Consider the following 6,427-nt stretch of genomic DNA (forward strand, 5'->3'; position numbering starts at 1 on the left):
ACCCGATGCCGCTGATCATGAAGGTGCCGCGCATCAAGGGCGGGGAGGACCCGACCAGCATCGTCGGCTTCGAGGTCGAGCAGATGATCCTGCCGTCGCTCGCCGGCGTGCACGTGCCGAAGTTCATCGCCAAGGCCGACTTCACCGGGCAGCCGTTCATCGTGATGGAGCGGCTGTCGGGCGATTCGCTGCGCCGGCGCTTCGACGACGCGCCGCTGCCGATCGCCGAGGTGGTGGATGTCGGCGCGCTGGTCGCGACCGCGCTGCACGACCTGCACCGCCAGCACGTGGTGCACCTCGACGTGAAGCCGAGCAACATCATGTTCCGCAAGGCGCCGGACGGCTCGCGCACCGATGCCGTGCTGGTCGACTTCGGCCTGTCGCGCCACGACTTCCTGCCCGACCTGCTCGACGAGGAGTTCGAGCTGCCGATGGGCACCGGCCCGTACATGTCGCCGGAGCAGGTGCAGTTCATCCGCAACGACCCGCGCAGCGACCTGTTCGCGCTCGGCGTGCTGCTGTACCACCTGCTGACCGGCGAGCGCCCGTTCGGCGCGCCCACCAGCGTGCGCGGGCTGCGCCAGCGGCTCTACCAGGACCCGCTGCCGCTGCTCGCGTGGCGGCCCGACTGCCCGCCGTGGCTGCAGGAGCTGGTGCTGCGCTGCCTGGAGGTGCAACCCGACAAGCGGCACCAGAGCGCGGCGCAGCTCGCCTTCGAGCTGCAGAACCCGGAGCAGGTGGTGCTGACCGAGCGGGCGACGCGGCGCTCGCGCAGCGGCCGCGTGCAGACGCTGCGGCGCTGGTTCGCCGCGCTGGGCGCCGAACCGGCCGAGCGCGGCAATGCGGCGGGGCAGGCGGCGCGCAGCCCGATCCTGCTGGCGGCGGTGGATGTCGCGAACGCCGAGCCGGCCCTGCTCGAGGCGGTGCGCGACACCGTGCAGCGGCTGCTGCACACCGAGCCCGGCGCGCGCCTCGCGTGCCTGGCGGTGCTGAAGATCAACCGCATCGGCATGGACGAGCTGCTCGACAAGGACGGCGGCAGCAAGCACGTCGGCCTGCTGGTGCAGCTGAAGCACTGGGCGCGCCCGCTGCTGCAGGACCTGGAGGCCACGCGCCCCGAGCAGGCCGGGCGCGTGACCTTCCACGTGCTCGAGGCGCCCGATGCGGCCGGCGCGATCGTCGACTACGCGCGCAAGAACCAGGTCGACCACATCGTGATGGGCGCGCGCAGCAGCGGCGGGCTGCGCCGCTACCTGGGCAGCGTGTCGGCCGAGGTGGTCGCGCAGTCGGACTGCACGGTGACGGTGGTGCGCAGCTTGCTTCGGCCGTCGGCATGACCCACCCTGCCCCGGACCCCCGCTTCGGCCCGCTGCGCACGCACGGCCGCTTCGACTACTCGGCGATCACGCAGCGGCCGGATTTCCGCTGGCCCAACGGGCAGCGGCTCGCGGTGTACCTCGGCTTCAACCTGGAAGACTTCGCGTTCGGCGAAGGACTGGGCGCATCGCTCGGCCCGGCGTCGCCGCACCCCGACGTGCTGAACCACAGCTGGCGCGAGTACGGCAACCGCGTCGGTGCGTGGCGCTGCCTGGAGCTGTTCGACCAGCTCGCGATGCCGGCCGGCGTGATCCTGAACACCGCGCTGTACGAGCTGAGCCCGGTGCTGGTGGATGCCTGCGTGCAGCGCGGCGACGAGATGATCGCGCACGGCCACACCAACTCGATCCGCCAGGGCTCGCTGCCCGAGGCCGATGAGCGCGCGCTGATCGAGCACTGCCGCGACACGATGACGCGCCGCCATGCGCTCGCGCCGCGCGGCTGGCTGTCGCCGTGGATCTCGGAGAGCCACCTCACGCCCGACCTGCTGGCCGAGGCAGGCTTCCACTACACGCTGAACTGGTGCCACGACGACCAGCCGGTGCGCCTGCGCACGCGCGGCGGCTCGCTGTGGTCGGTGCCCTACCCGCAGGAGCTGAACGACATCCCGATGGTGATCGCGCGGCAGATGGACGCGAAGGACTTCGCGCAGATGATCATCGACCAGTTCGACGAGATGCTGGAGCAGTCGCAGCGCCAGCCGCTGGTGATGGGCATCGCGCTGCACCCGTACATCGTCGGCCAGCCGTACCGGCTGCGCCACCTGCGGCGCGCACTGCGGCATGTGATGGACCACCACCGCGAGATCTGGGTCACGACGCCGGGGGCGATCGTGTCGGCGATGGAGGATATGGCGCGATAAATGGCTTGCGCGCCACTTCGAGTGGCGCAATACTGGCGCGATTCCTCACCGGAATTGACGCGAATGCCACGAATCACGCCACAACACGAGTTCGATCGCCTGGTCGCGCTGATTGCCGCGCATCCCGCAGGCATCGGTGTTGACGCGATATCCCAGGCGCTGGGTGAGCAGACCAAGCGCCGAACCCTGCAGCGCCGACTGGCTGCGCTCGTCGAACAGAAGCGAATCGACGTGCAGGGGGATGCGCGGTCGACGCGCTACCTGGCACGACCCGTCGGGGTCGCCGAACCGCTTCCCTCTTACGGCCGTACCGACAGGTCCCGCGCCATCGCCGCGGCCACTGCGACCATATCCCCGGAAGGCGAAGAGATCCGGGCCTACGTCCGCCTGCCACGCCTGCAGCGCCGGCCGGTGGGCTACAACCTCGCGTTCCTGGAGAACTACCTCCCCAACCAGACGGCCTACTTGCCGCAAGGATTGCGCGACCGGTTGCATGCGATGGGGAAATCTCCCTCGGAGCAGGCGCCGGCCGGCACGTTTGCCAAGGACATCCTCGCCAGGCTGCTGATCGACCTGTCATGGGCCTCCTCCCGGCTGGAAGGCAACACCTACAGCCGCCTCGACACCGAGCGGCTGATCGCGTTCGGCCAGGCAGCCGAAGGCAAGGACGCGCTGGAAACCCAGATGATCCTCAACCACAAGGAGGCCATCGAATACCTGGTGCGAGACCCGGAGCACGCGAGCCTGACGCCAGCCACGCTCATCAGGCTGCACGCGCTCCTGTCGGACGGCCTGATGGCCGACCCGTCGGCCGTGGGCCGCATCCGCCGCTGCGGCGTCGGGATCGGCGGCAGCGTGTACCTGCCGCCGGGCCCGCAACAGCAACTGCAGGCCCTGTTCGACATCGTCGTGCAGACGGCCGCGGACGTCCGGGATCCCTTCGAGCAGGCCTTCTTCCTGATGGTGCACGTGCCCTACCTGCAACCCTTCGAGGACGTGAACAAGCGCGTGTCCCGGCTGGCCGCCAACATCCCGTTCATCCGCCACAACCTGTGCCCGCTGTCGTTCATCGAGGTACCTCAGCAGGACTACGTGGACGCGCTGCTGGGCGTCTACGAACTGAACCGCATTGAACTGCTGCGCGACATCTTCGTCTCGGCCTATGGGCATTCGTGCCAGCAGTATGTCGCGGTCACGCGCGACCTGGTCCCGCCCGACGCCTTCCGGCTTCGCTACCGCAAGGCATTGGGCGAAGTCGTCGCGGCCATCGTGCGCAGCGGCGATGCGGTCGACGAAGCGACGGTGCGCGCCAGGATTCCTTCAACGGTGGCCCTGGAAGACCGGGCGCATTTCGTCACGCTGGTGCTCACCGAGTTCAACAGCCTGCATGCCGGCAACGCCGTTCGTTTCGGCCTGCGGCCCCTGGAGTTCGCGGCGTGGCACGAAGGCACCGACGGCAATGCCTGACGGCTTCAGCTGCCCAGCGCCTGCGCCACATACCGCGTCACCTTCGGCGGCGACTGCTCCACATGGAAGCCCAGCCGCCGCTCGCGCAGTTCCATGTCGAACACCGTCATCCGGTCGAAGTGCCGCAGATGCTCGGCCCATGATTCGTTGACGAACTGCTCGACGTAGAGCGACGGGTCCGAGGTGTCGCGGAACAGGCTCCACGACAGCACGCCGCGGCGCAGGCAGCTGCTGCGCCGCTCCTGCATCACGTGCAGGAATTCGCCCACGCGCACCGGGTCGATCCGGTACTCCACCGCGATCAGCACCGGCCCGTCGTGCGGGTCCAGCGGCAGCGCGGTCACCGGCGGGCGCAGCGGGTTCTCCATCGCATTGGCCGGCGTCAGGTCCTCCTCGACCACCGCCGAGAGCCGCACCCGCCGCGTCAGCAGCAGCGCCACGCAGCCCATCCCCGCCGCGCCCATCAGGCTGCTGCGCAGGTCGCTCATCGCCGCGACCTGGCCCCACAGCGCCGCACCGGCCGCGCTGCTGCCCATCAGCGCCATCTGGTAGATCGACATGCCGCGCGCGCGCACCCAGTCGGGCAGCGCGAGCTGCGCCGACACCGTCAGCGAATTGGCCACCGAGATCCACGCCGCGCCGGCCACCCCCATCGCGCCCGCCGCCACCGCCACGTTCGGCGCCAGCGCCACCACCACCATCGCGAGCGCCTGCACGAACGAGCCCCAGCGCACCAGCTCGTCGGAGCCCAGGCGCTGGCGGATGCGCGGCAGGTTCAGGGCCGCGGCGATCGCACCGGCACCCATCGACGCGAGCAGCAGCGTGAAGGTGCCCGCGCCGCCGCCATGCAGGTGCTTGGCCACCAGCGGCAGCAGCGCGAGCAGCGCCGTCGACTGCAGGAAGAAGATCGACACCCGCAGCAGCACCACGTGCATGCGCGCCGATTCGCGCACGTACTGCACGCCCACCCGGATCGCGCCGAGGAAGCGCTCGCCCGGCAGCGTGCTCGCCTTCTGCTCGCGCTTCCAGCGGCTGATCGTGAACGCCGCGCCGATCGACAGCAGCGCGTTCAGCACGAACACCCATGCGCTGCCGGCGCTCGCGATGATCGCGCCGGCCAGGATCGGCCCGATGATGCGCGACGCATTCATCGCGATGCCGTTCAGCGCCAGCGCCGACGGCAGCTGCGAGCGCGGCACCAGCTCCGGCACGATGGCCGCGAACACCGGCCAGCGCATCGCCAGGCCGATGCCGTTCGCGAAGGTCAGCACCAGCAGCAGCGGCGCGTTCATCGCATCGAACGCGATCGTCGTGCAGGTCACCACCGCCACCGCGGCCACCCACACCTGCGTCAGCATGAAGTAGCGCCGGCGATCGAGGATGTCGGCCATCGCGCCACTCGGCAGCCCGAGCAGGAACACCGGCAGCGTCGACGCCGACTGCACCAGCGCCACCAGCACCGGCGAGGTCGTCAGCGAGGTCATCAGCCACGCCGCCGCCACGTCGTTCATCCACATGCAGACGTTGGCGGCGACCCAGGTGCCCCACAGCATGCGGAACACCGGCAGCGAGAGGGGGGCCCAGGCGGAGGTGGACGGCGGGACGGCAGGTGGAAGAGAGGGCGTGCTCGACATCCCGCAACGGTAGCACCGCGTCCGCGTCCATCACATGTGGGATGGACGTAGAGCCCCGCCGCACGATACTGGCCCGGCAGCCTCAACCACCCCGGAGGAGCCCATGAAGCTCTTGATCTCCAAAGGTGCGTCCGGCCCGGACGTGACCCGTCTCGCCAAGGCACTCGCCGCCGAACTCGGCCCCGATGCCGCGGATTTCCCGGTGCTCGCCAGCACCGGCCCGTCGATCGACGACGGCTTCGATGCCGCGATCCGGCGGTGGCAGGCCGGCATCGGCATCATCGCCGACGGCATCGTCGGCCCGCGCTGCCAGATGCTGCTGAAGCTGGCCGACGAAGGCCCGCCGACCGAGCCGGTGCTGACGGTCGGCCTCGTGAGCCAGCTGTTCCCCGCGACCAAGCCGGCCAACATCGCGCGCTACCTGCCGTACGTCGAAGCGGCCTTGCGCGCGGCCGGGCTGGTCGACCGGCCGATGGTGCTGGGCGCGCTCGGCACGATCCGCGCCGAGACCGAGGGGTTCGTGCCGATCGCCGAGTTCCAGTCGCGCTTCAACACGCCGCCCGGCGGCGCGCCGTTCAGCAGCTACGACCTGCGCCGCGATCTCGGCAACGGCGCGGCCGGCGATGGCGCGCGCTACAAGGGCCGCGGCTTCGTGCAGCTGACCGGCCGCGCGAACTACAAGCACTACGGCGAGGTGATCGGCCTCGCGCTCGATGCCGACCCCGACAAGGCGAACGCGCCGGAGGTGGCGGCGGTGGTGCTCGCGCAGTTCCTGTTCGACAAGGCCGACAAGTTCCGCGCCGCGATCGGCAAGGGCGATTTCGCGGCGGCACGCAAGCTGGTCAACGGCGGCGCGCACGGGCTGGCCGCGTTCCGCAGCGTGTTCGATCTCGCCGCCACCGCGCAGGCGCCGGCGGCCACCGGTGCGGGTGCGGCCCACGGCACGGCGAAGTCGCGCCGCCCCGCCGGCAGCGCCCACCGCGTCTCGCGCACGAAGAAGGACACCGCCGACCTGCGCGACCGCCAGTACATGCCCGCGGCGCTGACGCTGCCCGATGAATTCCCGGGCGCCGAGATCGTGCAGCGC

Annotated in this window: 4 protein-coding genes and 1 pseudogene; 4 read left to right on the forward strand and 1 reads right to left on the reverse strand. The window is 70.4% G+C overall.

What is annotated here, in order from left to right; genetic code table 11:
• From AC1DXV_RS29730 to AC1DXV_RS29740, 3 genes are all read left to right on the forward strand, one after another.
• Window positions 1–1,337, forward strand: a 1,337-nt coding sequence (locus AC1DXV_RS29730) for a serine/threonine protein kinase (protein WP_477937040.1), incomplete at its 5' end; no start/stop codon positions are given.
• Window positions 1,334–2,239, forward strand: a complete 906-nt coding sequence (locus tag AC1DXV_RS29735; RefSeq protein WP_477872648.1) for a polysaccharide deacetylase family protein — start codon at window positions 1,334–1,336, stop codon at window positions 2,237–2,239. The genes AC1DXV_RS29730 and AC1DXV_RS29735, both read left to right, overlap by 4 nt.
• 63 nt (window positions 2,240–2,302) lie before the next feature.
• Window positions 2,303–3,706 (forward strand): Fic family protein, encoded by a 1,404-nt coding sequence (locus AC1DXV_RS29740; protein WP_477937042.1) that lies wholly within the window; start codon window positions 2,303–2,305, stop codon window positions 3,704–3,706.
• A gap of 5 nt (window positions 3,707–3,711) precedes the next feature.
• Here AC1DXV_RS29740 and AC1DXV_RS29745 read toward each other — a convergent pair whose 3' ends face one another.
• Window positions 3,712–5,340, reverse strand: coding sequence for an MFS transporter (locus AC1DXV_RS29745; RefSeq protein WP_477873510.1), 1,629 nt, complete (start codon window positions 5,338–5,340; stop codon window positions 3,712–3,714).
• Between the two features lie 103 nt (window positions 5,341–5,443).
• On the opposite strand from AC1DXV_RS29745, the pseudogene AC1DXV_RS29750 reads away from it, so the two are divergent.
• Window positions 5,444–6,427: pseudogene (locus tag AC1DXV_RS29750) on the forward strand (C1 family peptidase); the annotation flags it as partial.

The organism is Rhizobacter sp. P3_C12 (genome assembly GCF_056402735.1).